Consider the following 25,790-nt stretch of genomic DNA (forward strand, 5'->3'; position numbering starts at 1 on the left):
AAGCCTTTGTTCAGCTCTGTTTTTCCTCGCGACTGTCCCATGCTGCGATCACCGAATCGCCCGTTGCGGGCCGCAGGTCGAAGATGCCGCTGTTGAAATGGCGGCTCGGGTGCACCCGGTTGGTCAGCAAGGTCCAGGCGATCTCCCTTTCCCAGTCGATCCAGAGGCCCGTGCCGGTGAAGCCGGTATGGCCGATCGTGTCGGCGGAACAGCTCTGCCCACCCGACCAGCCGGGAAAGCGCACTTCCCAGCCGCAGGTGCGATGCTCGTATTGCGGCGTGCGGATCGCCTCGCGCATCGCCGGCGAGCCGATCTCCCCCGCCATCAGCCGTCGCGCGAACCCCAGCACGCCGTCCACCGTGCCGAACAACCCGGCATGGCCGGTCTGCCCGCCCATTGCCCAGCAATTCTCGTCATGCACCTCGCCCTTCATCACGCGCCCGCGCCAGGGATCGAATTCGGTGGCGACGGCGGGTCCGGGTGGCGGGCCGTAGGACAGGCCCTCGCCCAGCGGCCAGTCGCCGAGCGGCCGCCCCGTGATCCGCTCGATCGCGATGCCCAGGTAGAGGAAGTTTATGTCCGAATAGACCGGCGGCCCTTGCCGCCATTCGCGCTGGAGCACGAACGCGCGCAGCCGCGCCGGATCGTCGCCATAGGTGTAGATCGGCTCCACCGCCGGCAGAAAGGTGCGGTGCGCCAGGCAGTCGCGGAACGTCAGCCGCCGCTCGGCCGCGCCCGCCACGTCATATTGGCGCAGGTCCGGGATGGCGGTGGTGAGCGGCGCGTCGAGATCCAGCCGGCCCTGGTCAGCGAGCGTCAGGACCATCGTCGTGGTGGCGATCACCTTGGAGACGGAGGCCAGGTCGAACCAATGGTCGAGGGTCAGCGCTTCCTCTTCCGGCACCCGCGCCGCGAGCCCGGCATGGCGGACCCAGCGATCGCCGTTCGCGCACACCACGCCCAGCGTCGCGCCCGGGATGCGGCCGTCGAACACGGCCGCGGCGGCGGGGGCGAAGGCCGCGTCAATGTCCATCGTCGGCCCTCGCCTGCACGCGCGCGACCAGCGGAAGGAACGGAATGGCCGCCAGGCTCACCGCGCCGGAGATCAGGAAGAAATTGTCATAGCCGATCCGCTCCACCAGCGATCCGCCCGCCCCCGACAGCAGCCGCGGCAGCAGGAACGCGAAGCCCGACAGGAACGCATATTGCGCCCCCGGGTAGCGCGGGTTCACCAGCAGCGAGAGATACACCACGAACACCGCGCCCGCCATGCCGTTGCCGAACTGGTCCGCCGCCGTGGCGACATAGAGCAGGCCCTCGCCCGTCGGCTGATGGGCAAGCCAGACGAAGCCGAAATTGCCGAGCGCAGCGAACACCGCGCCGACCGCCAGCGCAAGGCTCATCGGCCATTTCGCGGCCATCCACCCGCCCAGTCCCACGCCCACCATGCTGGAAACCAGCGCCACCACGCTGTCGGCCCGGCCAATCTGCGACAGGCTGTAGCCCAGCCCCTTGATCATCGGCTTGGACAGGTTCAGCGCCAGCACGTCGCCCATGCGGTAGACGGAAACAAAGGCGAGCAGCAGCAGCGCGCCGAACGCATAGCGCCAGAAGAAATCCACATAGGGCCCGACCGCCGCCGATCGCCGCGCCGGCGCGCCCGGCCCCAGGCGGACGATCCACGGCAGCCCCGCCGCCATGGCCACGAACGGCAGCATGGCCAGGACCAGCACCGGCGTCAGCACGTTGGTCTGCGCGGTGACGCCCACCCCCGCCGCCACCGCAAGCAGAGCCCAGCCGACCGCCGCCGTGACCGCCGTTGCCGCCAGCAGGATCGCCACGCTGGCGATCAGCCCGGTGACCAGCGCCGTGCCGCGCCCACCGCCATGCCCTTGCGCCGGCCGTCCGAGCGCGAGGATCGGAAAAGGCAGAAAGGCCGCCGCCGCGATCGCCAGATAGGCGCCGGTCCAGCTCCATTCCGGCTGGTCCGCGATCAGCAGCGCGCCGCTGCCCGCCGCCACCATGGCGGTGCGATAGCCCCACAGGTTCGCCGCGGCGAGCGGCCCCTGCGCCTCCGCCGTGGGCGCCAGCTCGATGCGCCAGGCATCGGCGGCGATCTCCAGCGTGGTCGTCCAGAAGGCGAGCAGCACGGCGAACAGGGCGGTCACCGCCAGGCTCGCATCCGATGCGGTCAGCGCCATGGCGACCATCGCCGTGAAGATGCCGAGCTGCGCCAGCAGGATCCACCCGCGCCGCTTGCCCCAGAAACGGCCAAAGCCGGGAACGTCGAACCGGTCCAGCAGCGGCGCCCACAAGAACTTGAACGTCGGCAGCAGCTGCACCCAGGCAAAGAAGCCGAGCACCGCCAGCGCCACCCCATGCGCCTGCAGCCGGAGCGTGAGCACGGTGGAGAACATGTAGAACGGAAGGCCGGCGGAGAAGCCGAGCAGCAGATAAAGGGCCATGGCGCGCCGGTCGCGCCCCGGTCCCTCCCGCTGGATGGCGGCGGCCTCCTCCCTTGCCTCGATCGGTACTGCCGTCACCCACGTCTCCTCACCCCGGAGGCTCGGGCCTGTGCCGTACCTCCGTCAACCCCTGCGCTGTTGCAACACGGCCACGCCGCTGCGGCAATCTTGTCGGCAGGTTATGACCACTGACACAAAAACTATAGCGCAGTGCAACAAATCTGTTTCTTAATGTCGGCCGGAAACGACGCGCTGGGAGGCGCGGGTTCGGGGGATTTCAACAACATGCGCGCTTTCACGCTTCGTACCATGCTGACCGGCGGCACGGCGTTTGCCGCGCTGGCGATCGCCACGCCGGCCTTTGCCCAGACCCTGCCGGGCCAGGAAACGCCGCCGGCCGAAACACCGACGGGCGCCGCCACACCGATCCAGGACGCCGGCACCGCCGGCGGCGGCACGCAAGACGCCGATACCGGTCGCGAGATCCTGGTCACCGGTTCGCGCATCAAGCAGGACCCGAACAACTCCGCATTGCCGCTCCAGATCATCACCAACCAGGAGCTGGAACGCAACGGCATCTCCAGTCCCGAACAGCTGATTCAGTTCCTGTCCACCAACGGATCGGGCGCGGACAACCTTGCTTCGAACGCGGACGTGACGTCCGGCGCGCAACGCGGCACCAACGGCCTGTCGGCGGCCAACCTTCGTGGTCAGGGCTCCGCCGCCACGCTGGTCCTGCTGAACGGCCGCCGCGTTGCCGCGCACGGCCTTTCGGGCTCTGCAGTGGACGTGAACCAGATCCCGTTCGCCGCCATCGAGCGCGTTGAAGTGCTGAAGGACGGCGCCTCGGCGATCTACGGCACGGACGCGATCGGCGGCGTCATCAACTTCATCACCCGCAAGGACTACAAGGGCTTCGGCCTCCAGGGCTTTACCGACACCACCGAGCAGGGCGGCGGCGAGATCAAGCGCGTGTCGGGGATCGCCGGCTATGGCGATCTCGACAAGAACGGCTTCAACGTGATGGGCGCGGTTGCCTATAGCTGGAACGACATCCTGCGCGGCAGCCAGCGCGACTTCGTCAACGCCAACCAGCCAAACCGCGGCCTTTCCGCCGACACGCGCGGTACGCCGATCGCGACGATCTTCCCGCTGAACCCGAGCGCGCTCTATTTCCCGGGCGGAACGCTGCTGGGCGGCACCAGCGGCACCAACATCCTGCCCGGCCTCGTCTTCCCCGGCACAACGGTGCGCGCCGACGGCGGCGTCAACACGCTGGACCTGCCGGGCGGCGCCGGATGCGGCACGGTGGACGGAAGCTTTGCCTATGACGAACAGCTCTGGAACACGCCGGGCGCGCGCTATGCCTGCGCCTATGACACGGGCCGCGTCGCGGTGCTCCAGCAGCCGCTGAGGACGCTGACCTATTACGGTCGGGGCGTCGCGCGCATCCTCGGCCAGCATGATCTGTCGGTGGAGGTGACCGGCTCGGATGCGAAGTCGGCCAAGAGCTTCTCCGAGGCGCAGATCTCGCCCAACACCACCACCCAGCCGCTCGCCTACCCGCTCAATCCAACGACCGCGGCGACCTACAACGCCATCTACAGCCAGCTGCTCACGCAATTCCCGGCGCTGGCGGCGAATTACGGCAAGCCGATCTCCTATCGCTGGCGCTGCATCGTCTGCGGCCCGCGCGAGTACAACACGGAAACCAAGACGCTGCGGGTCGCGCTGGCCGCCGAAGGCCCGATCGCCGGCCGCTGGGACTATCGCGCGGGCGCCTCCTATGCGCGATCGGAATCGGCTTCCAACCTCGGCACCGGCTATTACTACCGCGGCACGCTGACCAACGGCGCGCCCGATCCGAATGCGCCCATCGCCACCGGCGCGACGGTCCCCGGCATCATCGGCCTGCTCAACGCCGGCATCCTGAACCCGTTCTCGATCACGCAGACCGATGCGGCGCGCGCCGCCCTCGGGCAGGTCTCGGCCTATGGCGAGACGCTGTACGGCGGCAAGTACGAGGTGAAGCAGCTCGATTATTCGATCAGCGGCCCCTTGTTCCACATGTGGGGCGGCGACGTGCAGGCGGCCTTGGGCATCGATTACCGCCGCGAGACCTATTCGTTCAACGGCTCGCCCGCGGCCGCCGCGACCCAGCCGGTCATCCTGCTCGCCGCGTTCGACAACGTGAATGCGCTGACGCCCAAGAACCGCACGGTGAAGGCGGCCTATGCCGAGGTGCTGTTCCCGATCGTCACCGGCCTGGAAGTGACCGGCGCGGTGCGCGCGGACGATTATACCGGCTTCGGCACCACGGTGAATCCGAAGGTATCGGTCAAGTTCCGGCCATGGGAACCGCTGATGTTCCGCGGTTCGTACAACACCGGCTTCCGCGTGCCCACCTTCAACCAGATCTTCAACGGCGCCACCGAAAGCCCCTATGCCGGCAAGGACCTTGCCGATCCCACGCGTTGCCCGGGCGGCGTGCCCAACGCCACCGATCCGGCCTGCGTGGCGATCACGCCGATCATCGTGACCGGCGGCAATTCGCAGCTCGGCCCGGAAAAGGCCAAGCAGGCGAGCGCCGGCGTGGTGTTCCAGCCGGCGCCGCGGTTCAGCGCCTCGGTTGACTGGTGGATGATCAACGTCGACGACACCATCCAGCTGCTCACGCTGCGCCAGCTGATCGACAACGCCTCGCTGTTCACCGACCGCTTCATCCGCGACGGCTCGAACAACGTGGTGGCGATCGACGACCGCTGGATCAACGCGGGTTCGCGCCGCACGCAGGGCCTGGAAGTCGCGCTGCGCGGCGGGATCGAGGGCGCCGGGGGCGTATTCTCTGCCGGCCTCGACGGCACCTACCTGCTCAAGAAGCGCGAGAAGCTGACGCCCACCTCCGCTTATGGTCCCAGCCTGATCGGGGCGTTCACCTTCGCCGGTGATCTCGGCCTGCGCTGGAAGCACAATGCGTTCATCAACTACAGCAACGACGATTTCACCCTGTCGCTGACGCAGCTCTTCCGGTCGGGTTATGACAATCAGGTGCTGCCCGGCATCCTGAACGGCACGGTTTCCCGGCCGGACTTCAACTACAAGGTGGACGATTACATCATCTACAACGCCGCCCTGGCGTTCAACGGCATCGAAGGCTTCAAGTTCACGTTGGGCGTGCGCAACCTGTTCAACACCGATCCGCCCTTTGCCGTCACCTATGACTCCAACACCGGCGCCGGCAGTTCGTGGGACCCGCGCGTGGCGGACCCGCGCGGTCGCTCCTACACCTTCAACGTCGAGGTGAAGTTCTAGGTCGACGCCACCTGTGCCCTCGCGAAGGCGGGGGCCCAGAGCCAAGGGCGAGACCATGGCTGCGCGATCCGGAGAACACGATCCCGCATCCAGCTCACCTCATCACCGACGAAGAAGGGGCGGCTCGCACAAGCGGGCCGCCCCTTCCCTTGCCTGGGATGGCGCTCAATCCGCCGCCGCGTGCGCCGCGCCGCCGCCGCTCGGGCGCCGGGTGAACCACACGCCGACCAACAGCACCGCGCACAGGATCGCGGAAACGCGGAACAGGTCGGTGGAGGCGAGCAGATAGGCCTGGCCGACCAGCTGGCGGGTGATCGCGCCTGCCGCCTGCGTGTCGCTCAGCCCCATCCGCATCAGGCCCTCGCGCGCCATCTGGAACGGCATGCCCTGGCCCACCGCCTCGGCGAGGTGCTGCTGGTGCATGGTCTCGCGCCGGTCCCACATCGTGGTGATGATCGAGGCGGCGAAGGAGCCCGCCACGATGCGCGCGAAGTTGGAGATGCCGGTGGCCGACGGGATCTTCTCCGGCGGGATGCCGTCCAGCGCGATCGTCACCATGGACAGGAAGAAGGTGCTCATCGCGATCCCCTGCACCATCTGCGGCAGGATCAGGTTCCACAGGCTCGCCGACGTGGTCAGCTCCGAGCGCAGGAAATAGGAGCCGAAGAAGCAGACGAACGCCACGCTGGCCAGCAACCGCGCATCGACCTTGCCCGCCGCCCGCGCCACGAACGGCGTCAGCACCACCGCCACCGCCCCGCCCGGCGCCGCCACCAGGCCGGACCAGGTCGCGGTATAGCCGAGCTGCGTCTGCAACCAGAGCGTCAGCAGCAGGATGTTGGCGAAGAACACCGCATAGCCAAGCGAGAACGCGATGTTGCCGATCGCGAAGTTGCGATGCCTGAACAGCGACAGATCGACCACCGGATGCTCGTCGGTCAGCTCCCAGATCACCCAGGCGATGAAGCCGACGACCGCGATCAGCGTGCACACGACGATGCGGGTGGAATTGAACCAGTCGTCGTTCTTGCCGAGGTCCAGCATGATCTGGAGCGCGCCGACCCAGACGACCAGCAGCGCCAGCCCCATCGTGTCGATCGGCAGCTTGCGCGTCGGCGTCTCGCGATCCTTCAGGCCGTTCCAGGCGACGAACCCCACCAGCAGGCCCACCGGCACGTTGATGAGGAAGATCCAGCTCCAATGGTAATTGTCAGAGATGTACCCGCCCAGCAACGGGCCGGCGATCGGCCCCACCAGGGTCGTCATCGACCAGACGCCCAGCGCGGTGGAGCGCTTGTCCGGCGGGAAGATCGAGATCAGCAGCGCCTGGCTGCCCGGCATCATCGGACCGGAGAACGCGCCCTGCAGCACGCGAAAGAAGATCAGCGACGGCAGATCCCAGGCGATGCCGCACAGAAACGAGGCGAGCGTGAACAGGATCACCGCCGAACAGAAGGTCTTCACCACCCCGAACCGCCCCATCAGGAAGCCGGTGAGCGGCACGCCGATGCCGTTAGCCACGGCAAAGGCGGTGATGACCCAGGTGGAGTTGTCGCTGGACACGCCCAGATTGCCCGCGATCGTCGGCAGGGACACGTTGGCGATGGTGGAGTCGAGCACCATCATGAACGTGCCCATCGCCAGCGCCAGCGCGACGATCGCGCGCTTGCCGCCCTCCAGCGGCGGCGGCGGGGCCATGGCGGCGGCCCCGGCCATCAGCGGTTCGCCGCGATGATCTGGCGGATGCGCGCCTCGATCTCGGGGTTGTTCGCGTCCGTCGCCTGGCCCTGATAGGCAGCGCGGGCAGGCGCGCCGACACGCTGGCCGCCGGTGTTCGCCGTATCCACCGTCGCCGTCACCGACAGGCCGATGCGCAAGGGGTTGGCGCGCAGCTCGTCACTGCGCAGCTGGATGCGCACGGGCACGCGCTGCACCACCTTGATCCAGTTGCCGCTGGCATTCTGCGCCGGCAGCAGGGCAAACGCGCTGCCCGAACCCGCGCCGACGCCGATCACCCGGCCATGATAGACGATATCGCCGCCATAGACGTCCGCGGTGATCGTCGCCGGCTGGCCGATGCGCAGGTCCTTGAGCTGCGTTTCGCGGAAGTTCGCATCCACCCACAGCTTTTCCAGCGGCACCACCGCCATCAGCGGGGCGCCGGGCGCGACCTGCTGGCCGAGCTGCACCGTGCGCTGCGCCACCACGCCGTCGATCGGCGCGACGATGCGCATGTGCCCGCGGGTGATCGAGGCCTGGCGGTACTTGGCGATCGCCGCCAGCACCGCCGGGTTGGTGTTCACGTCCGTGCCCTGCACGGTGGTGCGCGCCTGCGCCGCCTGCGCCTGCGCGAGTTGCAGGTTGGCCCGCGCGACCTTTACCGCATCGGCAGCGTGGCTCAGTTCCTCGCCGGACACCGCGCCCTCGGCCGCTGCCCCGCGGCGGCGGCGATAATCGTCGCTCACCCGCGCCAGCTCGGCGCGCGCCTGCACGACCGTGGCATCGGTCTGCCCGATGCGGGTGAAGTCGCCGCGGGTGGCGCGCACCGCACGGGCGAGTTCCGCCGAGGCAGCCGCGAGGTTCACGTCGGCGGTGGCCGCGTCCAGCTCAATCAGCGGCTGGCCGGCCTTCACCGTCTGCGTGTTGTCGGCATGGATCGCCAGCACCTGCCCCGGATCGCGCGCGGTGATCGCCACCACGTCACCGGCGACATAGGCGTCGTCGGTTTCCTCCTCCGGCCTGGCGAGCAGGAAGTGGAACACCGCCCAGACGATCGCACCGACCACCACGATCACCGCCAGCACGCCCAGCCAGCGGCGACGTGCACGCGGATTGCCGCGCTCCACGGCGACGGCGTTCCGGCCGGCCGCAGGGGCGGCCATGTCGTTGGCCTGGGTGTCGGTCATTGCTGCGCTCCGGAGGTAAAGCCGCCGCCGAGCGCGAGAACCAGCGCCACGCGCTGGCGCGCCTGGTCGGCGGCGAGATTGGCATCGGCCAGCTCGGCATCGAGCTGGCGCACATCGGTGTCGATCAGGCCCAGCCGGCTTTCCAGCCCGCTGGCCACGCGAATGTTGTTCAGGCGGTTGGTTTCGGCCAGGCCGGTCAGCACGTCGCGCTGGCGCTGGCGCTGCTCGCCCAAATTGCCGACCAGGGCGACGGCGTCCGCCACTTCGCGCACCGCCCCGACGACGCGGTCGTTGTAATCGGCGGTGGCGAGGTCCAGCGCCGCGGTCGCGCCGGCCAGGTCCGCTTTCAGTCGGCCATTGTCGAAGATCGGCAGGTGCAGCGCGGGTCCGGCGCCGACCGTGCCGGAATCGAGGTTGAACAGATTGCCGATGCCCACCGCCTGAAAGCCGGCCAGCGCGGCCAGGTTGATGTTGGGATAAAAGGCGCGCCGCGCGACCTGCCGCCCTGCGGCGGCCGCATCGATCCGCGCCAGCGCCGCGGCGATGTCCGCCCGCCGCGAGAGCAGGTCCGCCGGAACGCCTGCGGGCACCGGCAGGCCGGCGTCGAAGCGCATCGTCACGGGCGCCAGCGTCGCCGCATAGTCCGGCCCGCGCCCGGCCAGCGCCGCCAGCGCGTTCGCCGCCACCGCGCGCTGCCCCTCGGCCCGCGTCAGCGCGGTGCGCGCCTGCGCCAGGATGGTCTGTGCCGCCGTGGTATCCAGCCGCGTGCCCAGCTTGTTGCGTTCGCGCGCCTGCACCAGGCGAAGCGAGCGCTCGCGCGTGGCAATGGTGCGCCGGGCGATCGCCGCCACTGTCTCGGCGCGGGCAAGCTCCACATAGGTCTGCGCCACCGATCCGGCGAGCGCCAGCCGCGCCGCCGTCACGTCCAGCACCGCCGCCCGGGCGCCCGCCCGCGCGCCTTCGATCGCCGCGCGCTGGCGCCCGAACAGATCGAGGTTCCAGTTGAGGTTGGCCGCCGCCGTGCCGACGAAGCGGACGGTGCCGGCATAAGGCGGCGGAATGGTGTAGCGCCCCGACAGGCGCGCTTCCTGCGCCTGCGCGTCCAGCGTCACGCTCGGGCCGTTGTCGGCCGATCGCGACGACAGCACCGCCTCCGCCTGACGCACGCGCGCCAGCGCGGCGTCCAGCGTCGGGTTGCCGGTCAGCGCATCCGCGACCACACGATCGAGCTGCGGATCGTTGAAGCTCTTCCACCATTCGCCGTCGATCAGCGGCGTCGGCGCGACGGCCAGGCCGAGCTGCGCCGGCGCGACCGGCTCCAGCGCCGGCCGGCTCGCCGGCACGGCACAGCCGCCGAGCAGCAGCGCGGTCACGAATATCCTTCTCACCTGTTCAGTCTCCCCGATCGACCGACTGGGTCTGATCGACCACGTTCAGCATCTGGTCGCGCAGCTTCTGCAGCGTCGCGACGGTCCGCTCGATCTCGTCATGGTCCCAGTCGGCCAGCCACGCGTTCCAGGCCGCGATCACGCGGTCGCGCGTGCGCATCGCCACCGCCTGGCCCTCGGGCGTGAGCGCGAGATTGATGATGCGCCGATCGTTCGTGTCGCGCGTGCGCTCGATCCAGCCCTTCTGCTCGATCGTGTCGATCAGCCGGGTCATCGCGCCCTTGTCGTGCGACATCTCGCGCGCCAGCGCGGCACTGGTTCGCCCGCGGCCGAAATGGATCGCCACCAGCGCCGACCATTGCGGGCCGGTGACGCCTTCCTCGGCAAAGATCGGCTCCAGCGCCCCCAACCCGAGCTGGTGGATCCGCTTGGCCAGATAGCCGATCGAGCAATCAGGCTCGAAGTTCGAGTCGCAATAATAGACCACGACGCTGCCTTGGCAATGGTTGCCTCGGCAGTCAATGTCATTTTGTTGCTCGCATCCCCTGCCCCCGTTGACCGCGTCCGCGTGCAACCCGCCGACGTTTGGGAAGAACTCCCGACACATGGCGTCGCTCACAAGTGTAATCGAGCTAAGTGCTTGATGTTACGACTGCGAGGTGTTTGGCACGGCTAATGCACTTGGACCGGTGCCGGCGAAGACCGGCCAGCAATTCAGCAGAGGAACACCACCATGACCGTCTCCAAGCTCGCCGCCACCGCTCTCCTGTCCGCCGGCCTCGCCCTGTCCGCGCCGGCTTTCGCCAAGACGCGCGTCATCACGCTGCCCTCCACCACCTTCAAGACGCCGGAAACCAAGCTGTGCATGCTGGCCGAGTCCGCCGGCATCAAGGTGGAGAAGGGCGCGCCCAAGACGATGTGCCTCACCCGCGCCGACTGGGAAGCGCAGGGCGTCACCTTCAAGCTGAAGTGATCGACCGGAACGGAGCCGGGCCCCGGCCCGGCTTCAGTCCGCGAAGAGGAGGACCGGGGTTTCCAGCACGCGCTTCAGGGCCTGCACGAAGCTTGCCGCGTCCCAGCCGTCGACCACGCGATGGTCGCAGCTGATGGAGAAGTTCATCAGCTTGGCGCGGACGATGTCCTCCCCGTGGAAAGCCGGCCGCTCGACGATGCGGTTCGGCCCCAGGATGGCGACTTCCGGCCGGTTGATCACCGGCGTGGTGGCGATCCCGCCCAGCGGCCCCAGCGAGGTGACCGTGATGGTCGAGCCCGACAGTTCGGCCGACGTCGCCTTGCCCGTCCGCGTCGCCTCCGCCAGCCGCCCGATCTCGGTGGCCAGCTGCCAGACGTTGCGGCTTTCGGCGTTGCGGATCACCGGCACCATCAGCCCGCCATCGGTCTGCGTCGCCATGCCCAGATGCACCGCACCCGAGCGGGCAACGACGTTCGCCTCGTCGTCATAGCGCGCATTGAGCATCGGAAAGTCGGGCAGCGTGCGGCAGATCGCGACGATCAGCAGCGGCAGCATGGTCAGCTTCGGCCGTTCTCCGCGGTTCGCGTTCAGATCGGCGCGCAGCTCCTCCAGCCTGGTGACGTCGATTTCCTCGACATAGGTGAAGTGCGGGATGTGCCGCTTGGCCGCCGCCATGTTCTCCGCAATGCGCCGGCGCAGGCCGACCACCTTCACCTGCTCGTCCGCGCGCGTGCGGCTCGCGTGCGGCGCATGGTAGCCCTGCCCGCTGCCATAGCGCAGGAACGCGTCGAGATCGGCGTGGCGGATGCGCTCGCCCGGCGCGACCTTCACGTCGGCGAGATCGACGCCGAGGTCCCGCGCGCGAGCACGAACGGCGGGCGAGGCGAGGACGAGCCGATCCCTCTCCCCTTGTGGGAGAGGGAGGGAGCCGCCGGAGGCGGCGGAAGGGTGAGGGGCCGTTTGGGCCACGTCGCCCGCCTCACTCCCGCTCACCTTCCCACTCGGCGGCGCCGAGCGGGCCCCTTCCTCTCCCACAAGGGGAGAGGAGGCTTGCACCTCTTCCACCCCCGGGTTTTCCGCCTCGAACTGTTCCTCTTCCGGCTCCTGCGGCGCGGAGGAGACCGCTTCCTCCGGCCGGTCCGTCTCGTCCAGCGGCGCGCTCTCCAGCTCGCCACCGGCCGCCGCGTCGGTCTCGATCACCACCAAGGCCGAGCCGATCGGCACCATGTCGCCGACCTCCCCGGCCAGCTCGACGACTGTGCCCGACACGGGAGATTCCATCTCCACCGTGGCCTTGTCGGTCATCATGTCGGCGATCTGCTGGTCTTCCTCCACGCGCGCGCCCACGGCGACGTGCCAGGCGACGATCTCCGCCTCGGAAATGCCTTCGCCGATGTCCGGCAGGCGAAAGGTAAAGCGTGCCATGCGTGTCAGTCCTTCAGAATCTTCTTGAGCGCCTGTCCGATCCGCACCGGACCCGGGAAATAGGCCCATTCCAGGCTGTGCGGGTAGGGCGTGTCGAAGCCGGTGACGCGCTCCACCGGCGCTTCCAGGTGGTAGAAGCAGCGCTCCTGCACCAAGGCCGCCAGCTCCGCGCCGAAGCCGCCGGTGCGCGTCGCCTCGTGCACCACCATGCAGCGGCCGGTCTTCCTGACCGACGCCTCGATCGTCTCGATGTCGAGCGGCACCAGCGTGCGCAGGTCGATCACCTCGGCATCCACGCCCATGTCCGCCACCGTTTGCAGCGCGACGTGCACCATGGTGCCATAGGCCAGGATGGTCACCGCCTCGCCGGCGCGCACGACATTCGCCTTGCCCAGCTCGATGCGATAATAGCCGGTCGGCACCTCGCCGGCGGGATGCCTCGACCAGTTTTCCGCCGGGCGATCCCAATGGCCGTTGAACGGGCCGTTGTAGATTCGCTTGGGCTCGAAGAAGAGCACCGGGTCATTGTCCTCGATCGCCGCGATCAGCAGCCCCTTGGCATCGTAGGGCGTGGACGGGGTCACCGTCTTGATGCCGGACACGTGCGTGAAGATGCCTTCGGGCGACTGCGAGTGCGTCTGCCCGCCGAAAATGCCGCCGCCGAACGGCGAGCGCACGGTGATCGGCGCGGTGAACTCGCCCGCCGAGCGATAGCGCAGCCGCGCCGCCTCGCTGACGAGCTGGTCGAGCGCCGGGTAGATATAATCGGCGAACTGGATTTCCGGCACGGGGCGCAGGCCATAGGCGCCCATGCCCACCGCCACGCCGACAATGCCGATCTCGCTGATCGGGGTGTCGAACACGCGGGTCTTGCCGTATTTCGCCTGGAGGCCCGCCGTCGCGCGGAACACGCCGCCGAAATAGCCGACATCCTCGCCCATCACGGTGACGGTGGCGTCGCGATCCATCACCACGTCCAGCGCGGAGTTGATCGCCTGGATCATGTTCATGCGCGTGGTGGCCCCGGACTGTTCCGCCGCCTCCCCTTCAAGCGCCTGCGCCTGCACTTCGCTCACCACCGACACTCCGTCACTTCCGGTCCCACGGCCGACCGCTCGCCGTTTCCTCGTCCAGCATCATCTGGCGCTGCTCCCGAAGGTGCCAGGGCATTTCCTCGAACACGCCGTCGAACAGCGTGTCGAGCGGCTGGTGCAGGCCATGGCCAAGAATGCCGTTGCCCTCCGCAGCCTTCTGCGCCGCGCGCACCTGCTCGGCCAGTTCGCGGTCCATTGCCGCGTGGCGCTCCTCGTCCCATTCGCCCATGCCGATCAGATGATCCTTCAGGCGCTGGATCGGATCGCCCAGCGGCCAGGCGGTCGGCTCTCCGGCGGAACGGTATTGCGAGGGGTCGTCGGAGGTCGAGTGGCCCTCCACGCGATAGGTGAAATGCTCGATGAGCGTCGGTCCCTGGTTGGTCCGCGCCCGCTCCGCGGCCCAGGCGGTGGCGGCATACACCGCCAGGATGTCGTTGCCGTCCACCCGGAGCCCCGCCATGCCATAGCCCACTGCGCGCGCCGCGAACGTCGTCGCTTCCGCCCCGGCGAACCCGGAAAAGCTCGAAATCGCCCACTGGTTGTTGACGACGTTGAAGATCACCGGCGCGCGGTAGACGGTGGCGAAGGTCAGCGCCGAGTGGAAGTCGCCCTCCGCCGTGGAGCCCTCGCCGCACCAGGTGGCGGCGATGCGGGTGTCGGCCTGCGCGGCGCTCGCCATCGCCCAGCCCACCGCCTGCGGATATTGGGTGGTGAGGTTGCCGGAGATCGAGAAGAAGCCGAAGCGCTTTTCCGAATACATGATCGGAAGCTGCTTGCCCTGCAGCTTGTCGCCCGTGTTCGAATAGATCTGGTTCATCATGTCGACCAGCGGGCAGTCGCGCGCGATCAACAGCCCCTGCTGTCGGTATGACGGGAAGCACATGTCGTCGCGATCCAGCGCAAAGGCCGCGCCGATCGCCACCGCTTCCTCGCCGGTGCATTTCATGTAGAAGCTTGTCTTGCCCTGCCGCTGCGCACGGAACATGCGTTCGTCGAAGGCGCGGGTCAGCGCCATGCTGCGGAGCATGCGACGCAACGTCTCGGGGGACAGCTTCGGATCCCACGGACCGGTCGCCCGGCCGTTCTCGTCCAGCACGCGCACCAGGGTATAGGCCAGGTCGCGGAACTCGCCGGCGGCCTCCGCCGTGTCCGGCCGTCGCGCGGCGCCCGCCGCCGGGATCTCGACCCCGGCGAAGTCCACCGCATCGCCCGGCCGGAACTGCGGCTCGGGTACGTGCAGCGCCAGTCGCGGCAGGTTGGTGCGGTCGCCCGGCATGCTCTCTCCACTTCGTGCCGCTCTTTCCGGCTCCGCACGATCATGGACCGCTTGGAATAAAATTTCAAACGACTTTGCGATCGTTACGCACGCAGGAGAACTGCCCGTTAACCATTCGCTGGCAGAACGAGTCGGCACAAGGGAGAACAGCGATGTACATGGCCCCGATCACCCGCGCCAAGGCGCCGCCCTCGGCCATCGTGCGCCGCACCGTTGGCGCGATCGCCGTGCCTGTGGCGGGCGTCGTGATGGTACCCTTCCTCGCCGGCTATGCGCTTTATGCCGGGACCGTCCTCGCGCTGCGCGGGCTCCGCGCGGCCCCGCGGGCCGTAGGCGAAATCGTGGACTATGCGGGCGAGGTGCTGGTCGGGCGCTGATCCCGCTTTCTGCTCCTTGCCGACTTTCCCCATGTGATTGACGTCGCCCGTCCCGCCCTTACGATCGCGGGATGAAGGTGCGGCAGCAGATCGGGGCGCTCCCCTACCGTGCGGGTGCGGAGGCGGAGGCGGAGGCGAGCCTGCAGGTCCTGCTCATCACCTCGCGCGACACGGGCCGGTGGATCCTGCCCAAGGGCAATCCGATTCGCGGGCTCTCGCCCCATGAGGCCGCCGCGCAGGAAGCCTGGGAGGAGGCCGGCGTGCGCGGCATCCCCTGCCCCGTGGCGATCGGCCGCTACTCCTATGCGAAGCGCCGGCGCACCGGGCGAACCGTGCCGATGGACGTGTCGGTCTTCCCGCTCAACGTGGTGGAACTGCTCGACAACTGGCCCGAGCGCCACGAACGCACGCGCCGCTGGTTCACGCCGGAGGAGGCCGCCGGCCTCGTGGCTGAAACGGAACTGCAACAACTCATCGCTGGCTTTCGGCCGCCGGCTGCGCCATCGGCGCTCGTGCAACGCGTGTTGCCGGCCTTCCGCGCCGGCCTGGGGAGACGTTTTCCGATGCTCGGCTGGTTCCAGTCGCTTATGCCCAAGCAGGGCCGCTTCTTCGACCTGTTCGAGGCGCATGCCGCAACCCTGGTGGCCGGTGCCGACGCGCTTGCGCGCCTGCTGCACGGCGAGCAGGTGGAGCGCCATGTCGCCGAGATCGTCGCGCGCGAGCATGAAGCGGACGACATCACCCGCGACGTGCTGCAGGACGTGCGCCGCGTGTTCGTCACCCCGTTCGATCGCTCCGCCATTACCGGCCTGATCGGCGTGATGGACGACGCCATCGACCAGATGAACAAGACCGCCGGCACCGTCACCCTGTACGGCGTGACGGGGTTCGAGCCGCAGATGCGCGACATGGCCGGGATCATCGTGGAATGCGCGCGGGTAACCGCCGAGGCGATCCCGCTGCTGCGCTCCCTCAATGCCAACGCAGCCCGGCTCAACGAGCTGACCGAGCGGCTGGTCAGCCTGGAAGGCGACGCCGATCGCCTCAACGAGGAGGGCCTGAAGGCCTTGTTCGCCGCCAATCGCGAGCAGCCGATGGAGTTCATCGTCGGCCGCGAAATCTACCGCCATCTGGAACAGGTGGCCGACCGGTTCGAGGACGTGGCCAACGAGATCCAGGGTCTCGTGATCGACCACGCCTGAGGCGGCCGCACCATGGAACTCTCCTATCCCCTGCTGATCGGACTGATCGGCATCGCGCTGCTGTTCGACTTCCTGAACGGCCTGCACGATGCGGCGAACTCGATCGCCACGGTGGTCGCCACCCGCGTGCTGAAGCCGCATCATGCGGTTCTGTGGGCGGCGTTCTTCAACTTCATCGCTTTTGCCGTGTTCGGCCTCCATGTCGCGCAGACGGTGGGCAAGGGCATCGTCGATGCGCAGGTGATCGACGCCGCGGTGATCTTCGGCGCGCTGATCGGCGCGATCTTCTGGAACGTGCTCACCTGGGTGCTCGGCATCCCCTCCTCGTCCAGCCATGCGCTGATCGGCGGGCTGCTCGGCGCCGGGCTTGCCAAGGCGGGGTTCGACGGGATCGTCTGGTCGGGCGTGCTGAAGACGGTGGCCGGCATCTTCGTCGCCCCGCTCACCGGCATGGTGTTCGCGCTGTTGCTCGTCCTGTTCGTCGCCTGGACCTCGCTGAAGCTAACCCCGATCGCCGTCGACCGGCGCTTCCGCAAGCTGCAGCTGATCTCGGCCGCCGCCTATTCGCTGGGGCATGGCGGCAACGACGCGCAGAAGACGATGGGGATCATCGCCGTGCTGCTCTATTCGCAGGGGCTGCTGGGCGGCGAGTTCCACGTGCCGTTCTGGGTGGTGATCTCCTGCCAGGCGGCGATCGCGCTCGGCACGCTGTCGGGCGGGTGGAAGATCGTCCACACCATGGGCTCGAAGATCACCAAGCTTACGCCGCAACAGGGCTTCTGCGCCGAAACCGGCGGCGCGATCACGTTGTTCATCGCCAATGTCGGCGGTATTCCGATCTCGTCGACCCACACCATCACCGGCGCGATCGTCGGCGTGGGCGCGGCGCGCCGCATGTCCGCCGTCCGCTGGAACGTGGCGTCCAGCATCGTCACCGCCTGGTTCATCACCCTGCCCGCCGCCGGCATCGTCGGCGCGCTCTGCTACGGCGCGACGCGGTTGATCGCGGGCTGAGCCTTCTCACCGCCGCTTGCCAAATCCCATCTCCCGAGTAGGATTACTCATCTGCTCGGGAGAGGGTCATGCGGGGAATTCGCGTAGCACTTGCGTGCGTGGTGCTGGCGGCTTGCGGCAAAGCACCGGATGGCGCCGGCCCCGGCGAGACGGCCAGCGCGGCCAGCGGCGTCGCCTTCTCCTACCGCTACGACTTCCGGCTGCCCTCCCCCCGCATCGCCGATGCGCAGGAAGCGCAGGCCCAAGCCTGCGAACGGCTCGGCGCGGAGCGCTGCCGCATCACCGGCATGCGCTATCGTCTCGATGGCTCGGGCCAGGTCTCCGCTGGCCTGGACGTGCGCGTGGCGGCGCCGATCGCCCGGCGCTTCGGCCGGAACTGCGTGCAGCAGGTCGAGCAGGCAGGCGGCACGCTGACCGGCGCCGAGATCCTCGGCACGGACACGGCCCCGCAAGCCGAAGCGGCGCAGCGCAGCGCAGCACGGCGGACGCGCGGGCCGATCTCGCGGAAGTCGATCGGCAACTCGCCCAGCCCACCGTACCGGCCGGCCTGCGCCGCGACCTCGTTGCCCGCCGCGCTGCGCTGGTCGATGCCGCGCGCGCCGCTGCGCAGGGCGTGGCCGACAACAAGGCAAGCGTCACGACCACGCCGATCACCTTCACCTATCGCGCGGGTACCGGCACGGGCCTGGCGGCGCGGCTCGAGGAAGCGGCCGAAGCCGGCTATCTCTCGCTTACCTGGACACTGGCGACCGTGCTCGGCCTGCTCGCCTATCTCGGGCCGCCGGCCATTCTGCTGCTGCTGCTCGCTTTGTTGTGGCACCATCTCGGCCGCCGTTGGTGGCACCGCGCCTTTCCGGACCGGCCAATCGCCTGATCGATCGCGGGGAATGCGGTGAACGGCGGCAAGCGACCGCGCCATCTCGCACCCGCCGGATCCGGCAAACTCCGGCTCGCGCATCGTCCGGCGATCGGTGGAAGATGCCGGACCCGCCGCCCCCTGCCTCCGGAGATTGGCTGATGCACCTCACTTCGATCCCGATGTTGCTGGCCGCGGCAATCGCCCCCTTGCAAACGCCGTTGCACCTGGTGACGACCCATTTCGCATCGGCGCCACGCACCTGTGCCGTGCTGCAAGCCGCTTATACTGCCGCCAGCAAAGGCCAAACGCCGATCTATCCGCGAGATGTCCGATCCGATACGCGCGTGCTGCGCCTCGACGAGTTCGTGCCGGAGTACCGCGCGAAGCTGGCCCTGTCGGCCGCAGAGTTCGCCGGGTTGACGGCGCGTCAGGCGCAGTCCGACTTCCCCCATTTCAGGCCGGCCTGTGCGTGGAAGGGCGATCCCGGGCCCGCCGTCGATGACGAGGGACATGCCACCTTCGTCACCTTCACAAGCCCGATCTTCTCGGCCAACCGGAAGCTCGCCATGGTAGAGGTTTCGTTTCGCGAAGAAGGCACCTTCGCCTACGGCCTGATCTGCGTGGTGCGGCAAGGGCGAGGCGGCTGGGCAGCGCAGTGCCGGGGCAGTTGGATAACGTGACCGCGCGCTGCCGGACGGCTCGGTTCGGTCGCCGGACGACTGACAGGTCAGTTCCCCTTCGCCTTGCCAGCGCGCGGCGAGCGATGGGCCCTCAGCCCTCCGCCGCGACCAACACGAAGCGGTCGATCGCGTCGGCCACGCCGTCTTCCTCGTTCGACCTTGCCACATGCGTCGCCGCGGCCCGCACTTCGTCCGGCGCCTGGCCCATCGCCACCGACAGGCCGGCACGGGCGAACATGGGCAGGTCGTTGCGCTGGTCGCCCAGCACCGCCACCGCCTCCAGCGGCACGCCATAGGTCGCCGCCAGACGCGCGATCCCGTCTCCCTTGTTGGCCTGGGGGGCGGTGATGTCGAGATAATAAGGCTGCGACCGCGCCACGGTGGCCTCGCGCCCCAGCGCATCGGCCACCTGCTGCTCCAGCGCGGCCAGCAGGTCATGGTCGTCGCATACGCCGACGATCTTGTCCGCCTTGCCCAGCAGTTCCTTCCACTCGGCGCCGACCACCGGCTCCTGGTTCGCCGACTGGATCTCGCGCGCATTGTGCGGATTGTCCGTCGCCTCGGCATACCAGCGGCCGTCCGCGAACAGCCAGCGCGTGACCTCGGGCCGGTCGAGCAGGTCCAGCGCAGCCTGCGCCACGCGCTCGCCCAGCCGCTCGGCCGACACGATCGTCCCGTCCGCCTCGAACAGCGTGCCGCCGTTGAAGGCGCCGAACGGCCCGTCGATGCCCAGCTTCTCGGCGATCCACTGCATGCCGCTGGGCGGCCGCGCGCTGATGAGGGAAACGGGCACACCCGCCTCCACCACCCGGCGCACCGCCGCCACCACGCCGTCCGACAACGACTTGTCGTCGCGGACCAGCGTGCCGTCGATGTCGGAGATCAGCAGCTGGACGGGGCCCGTCACTGCGCCGTCTCGACATGCCCGCCGAAGCCGAAGCGCATCGCCGACAGCAGCTTGTCGCCGAACGTCGTGTCCACGCGGCTGCGATAGCGGGCGTAGAGCGCGGCGGTCAGCACGTTGGCGGGCACCGCCTCCTCCATCGCCGCCTCGATCGTCCACTTGCCCTCGCCGCTGTCGGCGACATGGCCGCTATAGCCTTCGAGCATGTGATCCTTGGCCAGGCCGATGGCGCACAGGTCCAGCAGCCAGGAGGAGATCACGCTGCCGCGCCGCCATACCTCGGCGACATCGGGCAGGCTGATATCGAAGCGCTGGTCCTCGTTGAGCTTGTCCGACGACTTGCCCTTCAGCACGTCGAAGCCTTCGGCATAGGCCTGCATCAGGCCATATTCGATGCCGTTGTGCACCATCTTCACGAAGTGCCCGGCACCGGCGGGGCCCGCATGCATATAGCCCTTCTCCGCCCGCGGATCGAGCGTGTCGCGGCTCGGCGTCCGCGCGACGGTGCCGTATCCGGGCGCCAGCGCGTCGAAGATCGGGTCGAGCAGGTCCACCGTGTCCTTGTCCCCGCCGATCATCATGCAGAAGCCGCGTTCCAACCCCCAGACGCCGCCGGACGTGCCGACGTCCACATAGCGGATCTGCTTGTCGGCCAGCTCCTTCGCGCGGCGGATGTCGTCCTTGTAGAAGGTGTTGCCGCCATCGATGATGATGTCGCCGGGCGACAGGTGCCCGGCGAGTTCCGCGATCGTGTCCTCGGTCGGAGCACCTGCGGGCAGCATCACCCACAGGATGCGCGGCGCTTCCAGCCTGGCGACCACATCCTCCAGCGAGGACGCGGCGGTGGCGCCGTCCTCCGCCAGCTTCTGCACCGTTTCGGCGCTGCGATCATAGCCGACGATTTCGTGGCCGTGCTGCATCAGCCGGCGGGAAATGCCCGCCCCCATCCGGCCGAGGCCGATCATTGCAAGACGCATTGGAAAACTCCCTTGGAGAACCGAGGATCAGCCCTGCACGGCGGCGGCGACCGCCTCGACCAGCGCCGGCAGGCCGCGACCACCCTTTTTCAGATGAACCCGCATCACCCGCTGGCCGCGCGCCGCCAGCACGTCGGTGTCGCCGCGCGCCTGGGCGATCTGCACCGTGCCGAAGCTGGCGCGATGGCCGGGCACCGACAGGTCCGGATCGGGGTCGCGGGTGACGACCAGGAAGTCGCCCACCGCCGGCCCGCCCTTGTACGCCTGGCCGGTGGAATGGAGGAACCGCGGCCCGAAGCCGGCCACCGTCGCCACCTGGTACGCCTCGCGCACCGCCAGCCGCATGTCGGTCATGTCACCGGAATGCGCCTCGTTCCGCTCGAGATAGGCGAGAAAGCCGGCATAGTCGCCGGGCGAAAGGCTGGCGAAGTGCAGGCGCAGCAGCTCCACCGGGTCGGCGGAAGCGAACTCCGCATTGCCCGGCGCGAACAGCGCGAAATCCGCATTGTGCGCGATCGGGGTCTCGTCCTCCAGGCTGCCGGCCTGCTCATAAGCGTCGACGAGCTTGCGCGTGGCGACCTTGGCGTCCTCCACGTCGGGCTGGTCGAACGGATCGATGCCGATCACCGCGCCGGCCACCGCCGTGGCGATCTCCCAGCGGAAGAATTCCTGGCCGATCAGCTCGGGCCGGGCCAGGGTGATGCGGACGATCGGGTGCCCGGCCTCCGCCAGCGCCTCCAGCCCATCCGGCTCCTCCTCGCTCGCGAGCCCGAACCAGGCGAACACGCGGTCGGTGCCATAATCCTCGGGCGCACCCAGCGGCTCCAGGTCGACCGGCACGATGCCGCGCCCCTGCTTGCCGGTCGATTCAGCGATCAGCTGCTCCAGCCAGCTGCCCAGCGGCGCCAGCTGCGGCGACGTGAGGATCGTCAGCTTGTTGCGGCCGGCAAGCGCCGCCTCGCCGAGGATCGCCCCCAGGCGGAAACCGGGATTCTCGGCCGGCGGCACGTCGCCGCCGCATGAGAAGACCATGGGCGCGGTCGCCTCGAAAAAGGCGTGCGTGTCGATGCCGATCGCCGCCGCCGGCACCATGCCGAACACGGACAACACCGAATAGCGGCCGCCGATCTGCGGGTCGCCGTGGAACAGGTGCGCATAGCCGTCCTTGCGCGCGGTCGCCTCCAGCTTGGAGCCGGGATCGGTCACCGCAACGAAGTTCGCGCCCTGCCCGCCCGAGGCATCCCAGAAATATGCGCGCAGCAGCTCCGGCTCCATGGTCGAGCCGGACTTGGAGGAGACGATGAACAGCGTCTCCTTCGGATCGATCGGGCCCGCGACCTTGGCGATCTGGTCCGGATCGGTGGTGTCGAGGACGTGCAGCCTGGGCGAGCCCTCGCCCGAGCCGAGAATCAGCGACAGCACTTCCGGCCCGAGGCTCGATCCGCCCATGCCGAGCAGCACCGCATGCTTGAAGCGCCTCGCCTCACCGGCAAAGGCCTCGAGCCCCTGCCCTGCCACCTGATCGCCGCGCGCCGCCGCGATCCAGCCGAGCCACTTGCCCTCGTCCTTGCCGGTCCACAACGAGGCGTCCGCCTTCCACAGGCGGCGCGACCAAGCTTCGCTGCGCGCCGTTTCCAGCCGCGCCTTCACCGCTTCGGCCAGGGCCTCCGGAAGCACTTCCTCGGCCGCGTTCAGGCGATCGCCGAGCAGCTTCACCCGCTTGCCCGCGACCCCGCCCAGCAGCGCATCGGCCGCGTCGGCGAACGACTTCACGCCGTCCAGCACCAGCTTGTCGGTGATGCCGGGCAGATCCAGCCCGAGCCGGTCGGCCTCGGCCAGCACGTGGCGGGCCTCGTCCACATTCTCCGTCAGCGTCTGCTTCACGGTGCCGCGCTCGCGAAACGCGTCCATCGTGGCGGGCGGCATGGTGTTCACCGTGTCAGGCCCGATCAGCGTGTCGACATAGAGCGTGTCCGGATAGGCCTTGTCCTTCACGCCGGTGGACGCCCAGAGCAGCCGCTGCGGCATGGCGCCCGCGGCCTTCAGCTTCTGCCAGCGGTCGGACGCGACCAGTTCCTCATACCAAGCATAGGCCGCCTTCGCGTTGGCGATCGCCACCTTGCCCCGCAGCGCCTTCAGCGCGTCCGCTTCCGGATCGCCGTCCGCAACGCGGGTGTCGATCTTCTTGTCGATCTGCGCATCGATGCGGCTGACGAAGAAGCTGGCGACGCTGGCGATGCCATCCACCGCCTCGCCCTTCTTCACCCGCGCTTCCAGCCCTTCGACAAAGGCCAGCGCCACCGCCTGGTACGCTTCCTGCGAGAAGAGCAGCGTGACGTTGATGTTGATCCCGTCCTCGATCAGCTGGCGGATCGCCGGACCGCCCGCCTTGGTGCCGGGCACCTTGACCATCAGGTTCGGCCGATCGACCGCCTTCCACAGGCGGCGCGCTTCCTCGATCGTCTCTTCCGTGCCGTCGGCGAGATAGGGCGACACCTCCAGGCTGACATAGCCGTCCTTGCCGCCGAGCCGGTCGTAGACCGGCCGCAGGTCGTCGGCCGCCGACTGGATGTCGAGGATCGCCTGTGCCTCGTAGGTATCCTGCACGCTGGCGTCCGCCTTGCCCAGGAACTCGGAGAAGCCCGCGTCATAGGTGTCGCCGGCGCCCATCGCCTTCTCGAAAATCGACGGGTTGGAGGTGACGCCGGTCAGGCCGTCCTCGGCGACCAGCTTCTTCAGCCCGCCTTCCTTCAGGTACTTGCGGTCGACGAAATCCAGCCACACCGCGGTGCCGGCCTCGCCCAGCTGCTTCAGAAGATCGCTCACTTGGCCTTCTCCATCACCTCACGGGCGACCTTGACGACATTGTCGACGGTGAAACCGTATTTTTCCTGCAACTTGGCGATCGGTGCGGAGGCGCCGAAGGTGGACATGGTGATGGTCGCGCCGCCGCTGGTGACGTAGCGGTCCCAGCCCATCGACCCGCCCTGCTCCACCGCGACGCGCGCCGTCACGGCCGGCGGGAACACGCTTTCGCGGTACGCCTGGTCCTGCTTCTCGAAGAGGTACCAGCTCGGCATCGAGACCACGCGCGACTTCACGCCCTCGGCCGTCAGCTTCTCGTGCGCGGCCACCACCATCGGCAGTTCGGAGCCGGTGCCGATCAGGATCACCTCCGGCTCCTCGGCCCCGCCCAGCACATAGGCGCCCTTTTCCAGTTCCTCGGCCGACGCATATTTCTCTCGGTCCAGCGTCGCGATCGCCTGGCGCGAGAAGACGAGCACGCTTGGCTCATGCGTGTGCGTCAGCGCGACCTTCCAGGCCTGCGCCACCTCGTTCGCATCGCCCGGACGGATCGTGTCCAGGCCGGGGATCGCGCGCAGCGTGGCGAGATGCTCAATCGGCTGGTGCGTCGGCCCGTCCTCGCCCACGCCGATGCTGTCGTGGGTGAACACGAAGACCACCGGCAGCTCCATGATCGCCGCCAGCCGGATCGGCGCGCGCATGTAATCGGCGAACACCAGGAAGGTGGCGGTGTAGGAGCGCAGATAGGACAGCGCCATGCCGTTGGCGATCGAGCCCATCGCATGTTCGCGCACGCCGAAATGCATGTTCTGGCCGGCATAGTTGTTCGGCTCGAACGAGGGCAGGCCCTTGATGTCGGTCTTGGTGGATGGCGAGAGGTCCGCCGCGCCGCCCATCAGCGCCGGGATCTTCGGCGCCAGTGCGTTCAGCACCTTGCCGCCGGAATCACGGCTCGCCAGTCCCTTGGCGTCGGCCGGGAAGCTGGGCACCGCCTCCTGCCAGCCATCGGCGATCTTGCCATGGCGCAGATCGTCGATCTGCTGCGCCTCGGCCGGGAACTCCTGCCGGTAGCGCTCGAACAGCGCTTCCCATTCCTCGCGCGCGGGCTTGCCGCGATCGGCCACCGCGGCGGTGAAGGCCTCCTTCACGCCGTCGGGCACCAGGAACTGCGCGTCCTCGGGCCAGCCATAGGCCTTCTTCGTGGCGCGCACGGCATCCTCGCCCAACGCCTCGCCATGCGCCTTCTCGCTGCCGGCCTTGGGGCTGCCCCAGCCGATCACCGAATGCACCTGAATGAAGGTCGGCCGGTCGGTGCAGGCTTTGAACGCATCCAGCGCCTTCGCGAACGCAGCGGTGTCGTTGGCGTCGTCGACGTGGATCACCTGCCAGCCATAGGCCTCGAAGCGCTTGCCCACGTCCTCGTCGAAGGCGAGATCGGTGCCGCCCTCGATGGTGATGTGGTTGCTGTCATACACCCAGCACAGGTTGGACAGCTTCAGGTGGCCGGCGACCGACGCCGCCTCGCCCGACACGCCTTCCATCATGTCGCCGTCGCCGCTCAGCACATAGACGTCATGGTCGAACAGGTTGAAGCCCGGACGGTTGTACTTCGCCGCCAGCGCCCGCTCGGCGATCGCCATGCCCACGGAATTGCCGCAGCCCTGGCCCAGCGGCCCGGTGGTGGTCTCCACGCCCGTCGTCATGCGGTATTCGGGATGGCCCGGCGTCTTGGAGTCGAGCTGGCGGAACTGCCTGATATCGTCCAGGCTCACGGCCGGCTTGCCCGTCTTCTGGCCGTCCGCGCCGATCTCCACCACGCCCGCCAGGTGCAGCACCGAGTAGAGCAGCATGCTGGCATGGCCCACCGACAGCACGAAGCGGTCGCGGTTGGGCCAGTCCGGCGTTTCCGGATCGTAGCGCAGGTAATCGCGCCACAGCGTGTAGGCGATCGGCGCCAGCGCCATGGGCGTGCCGGGATGCCCGCTGTTCGCCTTCTGCACCGCGTCCATGGACAGCGTGCGGATCGTGTCGATCGCCAACCGCTCGGGCGAGCCGTCCTCGTGAAAGCCCTGGCTCGGGGTAACGGTCGCGGAAGCGTCGGTCATGATGGTTCCCGTCAATGCGCCGCCGGAA

The 25,790-nt window shown here is 68.6% G+C and carries 20 protein-coding genes; 7 read left to right on the forward strand and 13 right to left on the reverse strand.

Going from position 1 to position 25,790, the window contains the following annotated elements:
- Positions 1-10 precede the first annotated feature (10 nt).
- Both DVW87_RS05260 and DVW87_RS05265 read right to left on the reverse strand, forming a co-directional pair.
- Complete coding sequence (locus tag DVW87_RS05260; protein WP_114686648.1) at positions 11-1,033, reverse strand: serine hydrolase domain-containing protein; 1,023 nt, start codon at positions 1,031-1,033, stop codon at positions 11-13.
- Positions 1,023-2,543, reverse strand: coding sequence for an MFS transporter (locus tag DVW87_RS05265; protein ID WP_239017758.1), 1,521 nt, complete (start codon positions 2,541-2,543; stop codon positions 1,023-1,025). Before DVW87_RS05265 ends, DVW87_RS05260 begins: the two co-directional genes overlap by 11 nt.
- Positions 2,544-2,750: 207 nt before the next feature.
- Between DVW87_RS05265 and DVW87_RS05270 the strand changes: the two genes are divergently transcribed.
- Complete coding sequence (locus tag DVW87_RS05270) at positions 2,751-5,777, forward strand: TonB-dependent receptor domain-containing protein (protein WP_147276217.1); 3,027 nt, start codon at positions 2,751-2,753, stop codon at positions 5,775-5,777.
- A gap of 165 nt (positions 5,778-5,942) precedes the next feature.
- Here the strand turns inward: DVW87_RS05270 and DVW87_RS05275 are convergent, their stop codons facing one another.
- The 4 genes from DVW87_RS05275 to DVW87_RS05290 are packed head-to-tail and all read right to left on the reverse strand — an operon-like array spanning position 5,943 to position 10,558.
- On the reverse strand, positions 5,943-7,493 hold the full coding sequence (locus tag DVW87_RS05275) for a DHA2 family efflux MFS transporter permease subunit (RefSeq protein ID WP_114686651.1): 1,551 nt from the start codon (positions 7,491-7,493) through the stop codon (positions 5,943-5,945).
- Positions 7,493-8,659, reverse strand: a complete 1,167-nt coding sequence (locus DVW87_RS05280) for an efflux RND transporter periplasmic adaptor subunit (protein WP_420822325.1) — start codon at positions 8,657-8,659, stop codon at positions 7,493-7,495. Before DVW87_RS05280 ends, DVW87_RS05275 begins: the two co-directional genes overlap by 1 nt.
- Before the next feature lie 20 nt (positions 8,660-8,679).
- A complete protein-coding gene (locus tag DVW87_RS05285; RefSeq protein WP_239017759.1) occupies positions 8,680-10,056 on the reverse strand; it encodes an efflux transporter outer membrane subunit in 1,377 nt (458 codons plus the stop codon).
- A gap of 19 nt (positions 10,057-10,075) precedes the next feature.
- Entirely contained in the window at positions 10,076-10,558 is a 483-nt protein-coding gene (locus tag DVW87_RS05290; protein ID WP_239017760.1) for a MarR family winged helix-turn-helix transcriptional regulator, read from the reverse strand.
- 246 nt (positions 10,559-10,804) lie between these two features.
- Here DVW87_RS05290 and DVW87_RS05295 point away from each other — a divergent pair, with 246 nt between their 5' ends.
- Positions 10,805-11,044: a hypothetical protein gene (locus tag DVW87_RS05295; protein ID WP_114686655.1), complete on the forward strand. Its 240-nt coding sequence runs from the start codon at positions 10,805-10,807 to the stop codon at positions 11,042-11,044.
- A gap of 33 nt (positions 11,045-11,077) precedes the next feature.
- Here DVW87_RS05295 and DVW87_RS05300 read toward each other — a convergent pair whose 3' ends face one another.
- The 3 genes from DVW87_RS05300 to DVW87_RS05310 form a co-directional block, all read right to left on the reverse strand.
- Positions 11,078-12,469: a dihydrolipoamide acetyltransferase family protein gene (locus tag DVW87_RS05300; protein WP_114686656.1), complete on the reverse strand. Its 1,392-nt coding sequence runs from the start codon at positions 12,467-12,469 to the stop codon at positions 11,078-11,080.
- A gap of 5 nt (positions 12,470-12,474) precedes the next feature.
- Positions 12,475-13,479, reverse strand: coding sequence for an alpha-ketoacid dehydrogenase subunit beta (locus DVW87_RS05305; RefSeq protein ID WP_114687085.1), 1,005 nt, complete (start codon positions 13,477-13,479; stop codon positions 12,475-12,477).
- Between the two features lie 79 nt (positions 13,480-13,558).
- Positions 13,559-14,839, reverse strand: a complete 1,281-nt coding sequence (locus tag DVW87_RS05310) for a 3-methyl-2-oxobutanoate dehydrogenase (2-methylpropanoyl-transferring) subunit alpha (protein ID WP_114686657.1) — start codon at positions 14,837-14,839, stop codon at positions 13,559-13,561.
- A gap of 152 nt (positions 14,840-14,991) precedes the next feature.
- Here DVW87_RS05310 and DVW87_RS05315 point away from each other — a divergent pair, with 152 nt between their 5' ends.
- The 5 genes from DVW87_RS05315 (at position 14,992) to DVW87_RS05335 (ending at position 18,971) form a co-directional block, all read left to right on the forward strand.
- Positions 14,992-15,216 (forward strand): hypothetical protein, encoded by a 225-nt coding sequence (locus tag DVW87_RS05315; RefSeq protein ID WP_114686658.1) that lies wholly within the window; start codon positions 14,992-14,994, stop codon positions 15,214-15,216.
- 71 nt (positions 15,217-15,287) lie between these two features.
- Positions 15,288-16,418 carry a DUF47 family protein gene (locus tag DVW87_RS05320; RefSeq protein WP_114686659.1) on the forward strand — a complete coding sequence of 377 codons (1,131 nt, stop codon included), beginning with the start codon at positions 15,288-15,290 and terminating at the stop codon, positions 16,416-16,418.
- Between the two features lie 12 nt (positions 16,419-16,430).
- Positions 16,431-17,432, forward strand: a complete 1,002-nt coding sequence (locus tag DVW87_RS05325; RefSeq protein WP_114686660.1) for an inorganic phosphate transporter — start codon at positions 16,431-16,433, stop codon at positions 17,430-17,432.
- Positions 17,433-18,045: 613 nt separating this feature from the next.
- The gene (locus DVW87_RS05330; RefSeq protein ID WP_114686661.1) at positions 18,046-18,306 is read left to right on the forward strand and encodes a hypothetical protein; all 261 of its coding nucleotides are present in this window, start codon (positions 18,046-18,048) and stop codon (positions 18,304-18,306) included.
- A gap of 143 nt (positions 18,307-18,449) precedes the next feature.
- Positions 18,450-18,971 carry a hypothetical protein gene (locus DVW87_RS05335; RefSeq protein WP_114686662.1) on the forward strand — a complete coding sequence of 174 codons (522 nt, stop codon included), beginning with the start codon at positions 18,450-18,452 and terminating at the stop codon, positions 18,969-18,971.
- A 91-nt stretch (positions 18,972-19,062) separates the two neighbouring features.
- On the opposite strand, the gene DVW87_RS05340 is transcribed toward DVW87_RS05335, so the two are convergent.
- Genes DVW87_RS05340 through tkt form a run of 4 tightly spaced genes read right to left on the reverse strand, consistent with a single transcriptional unit; the run spans position 19,063 to position 25,762 of the window.
- Positions 19,063-19,878, reverse strand: a complete 816-nt coding sequence (locus DVW87_RS05340; RefSeq protein WP_114686663.1) for a Cof-type HAD-IIB family hydrolase — start codon at positions 19,876-19,878, stop codon at positions 19,063-19,065.
- Positions 19,875-20,852, reverse strand: coding sequence for a phosphogluconate dehydrogenase (NAD(+)-dependent, decarboxylating) (gene gnd, locus DVW87_RS05345; RefSeq protein ID WP_114686664.1), 978 nt, complete (start codon positions 20,850-20,852; stop codon positions 19,875-19,877). Before gnd ends, DVW87_RS05340 begins: the two co-directional genes overlap by 4 nt.
- 27 nt (positions 20,853-20,879) lie before the next feature.
- Positions 20,880-23,678 (reverse strand): bifunctional transaldolase/phosoglucose isomerase, encoded by a 2,799-nt coding sequence (locus DVW87_RS05350; protein ID WP_114686665.1) that lies wholly within the window; start codon positions 23,676-23,678, stop codon positions 20,880-20,882.
- Complete coding sequence (tkt, locus tag DVW87_RS05355) at positions 23,675-25,762, reverse strand: transketolase (RefSeq protein ID WP_114686666.1); 2,088 nt, start codon at positions 25,760-25,762, stop codon at positions 23,675-23,677. The genes DVW87_RS05350 and tkt overlap by 4 nt, the downstream gene beginning before the upstream one ends.
- Positions 25,763-25,790: the final 28 nt, after the last annotated feature.

Origin of the sequence: Sphingomonas aracearum (genome assembly GCF_003345355.1) — a bacterium.
Classification (GTDB): domain Bacteria; phylum Pseudomonadota; class Alphaproteobacteria; order Sphingomonadales; family Sphingomonadaceae; genus Sphingomonas; species Sphingomonas aracearum.